The sequence below is a fragment of the Phytoactinopolyspora halophila genome (genome assembly GCF_003287285.1).
In the GTDB taxonomy this organism is placed as follows: domain Bacteria; phylum Actinomycetota; class Actinomycetes; order Jiangellales; family Jiangellaceae; genus Phytoactinopolyspora_A; species Phytoactinopolyspora_A halophila.
In genome coordinates, this window is record NZ_QMIG01000066.1 from 1 (window position 1) to 1,222 (window position 1,222).

The following is a 1,222-nucleotide window of genomic DNA, read 5'->3' on the forward strand; positions in this document are numbered from 1 at the left end:
GGTTGGGGTGGGTGGTTTACCCGCTCTCGACTGTGGCTAGAGGGGTGCGGGTCACGCTCGTGGGGGTAGGGCAGCAGAGAGGAGCACCAAATGACCCACGAGAATGGGCAGGCTGTTGTGTTCGTTGGTGGCTTTGGTTCGGTGGGATCGGATGATGGCGATTCGGTGAGCGACGCCGGCATCGATGTGCGGAATTTCGAGGAGTTGCCGGTGCGTGAGGTGCTGGTGGACACGTTGTCGCCGGGGCCGTATCTGCGTCAGGGCGGAACGGACGCTGCTCATGTCCAGTTGTTGGTTGATGCGGCGGGATCGTCGGAGCTTCCGCCCATTCTCGTGCAGGATGCTGGTTGTCGCGTCATTGATGGGATGCACCGGTTGCAGGCCGCGAAGCTTCGTGGTGAGGGGGTCATCAAGGCGCGTTTTGTGGACTGTTCGGATGCTGAAGCGCTTGTTCTGGCGATGACGGCGAACAGCTCACACGGGTTGCCGCTGTCGAGGGCTGATCGGGTGTCGGGAGCCAAGCAGGTGCTGAGTTCGCATCCAGATTGGTCTGATCGTGCTATTGCTGGCATCACGGGGCTGAGCGCGAAGACGATCGCGTCGTTGCGTAGCCGGTTGGCCGGCGGCGCGGATCTGGGGAACAAACGGCTCGGCCGGGATGGGCGCCGGCGCCCGGTCAGCGCGGGTGAAGGCCGGCGGCGCGCCGCGGAGTATCTCGGGGCCCATCCCAACGCCCCACTGCGCCAGGTGGCCCGCGAAACCGACGTGTCGCTGGGCACCGTGCACGACGTGAGCGCCCGGCTACGCCGTGGCATCAACCCGCAACGCACCAGCAACGACGACCCCACACCACAGCTGACCACCACCCCCACCGACGACCACCACACCGACACCCCCACCACCGCGGCCTTCGGCGCCGGCCACACCCCACTACGCCGCACCAACCACACCGAACCCCCACCCACCTGGGCCGGAATATCAGCCAAGATGGCCAAAGACCCCACCATCCGATACAGCGAAGGCGGCAAAGAATTCCTCCGCTGGATGGCCCTTCACGCCAGCGACCCCGACGGCTGGCGCAAATTCCTCAACGCCATCCCCGCACACTGGCTCAGCATCATCGCCCCCATCGCCGACAACATCAGCAAAGAATGGGCCCTCTTCGCCGAACAACTCAAACACGCCGACAACAACGCCATCGGCGCCTAACCCCACCCCTCAC

1 protein-coding gene is annotated in these 1,222 nt (G+C 65.0%); it reads left to right on the forward strand.

Features of this window, described 5'->3' with window-relative positions; all coding sequences use genetic code 11:
• The first annotated feature begins 90 nt into the window (after positions 1-90).
• Positions 91-1,209, forward strand: coding sequence for a ParB/RepB/Spo0J family partition protein (locus DPM12_RS22645; RefSeq protein ID WP_112260605.1), 1,119 nt, complete (start codon positions 91-93; stop codon positions 1,207-1,209).
• Positions 1,210-1,222: the final 13 nt, after the last annotated feature.

What these genes read in the sequence shown, in the direction of transcription:
- DPM12_RS22645 (WP_112260605.1), top strand. Translation starts at nt 91, where the DNA reads ATGACCCACGAGAATGGGCAGGCTGTTGTGTTCGTTGGTGGCTTTGGT.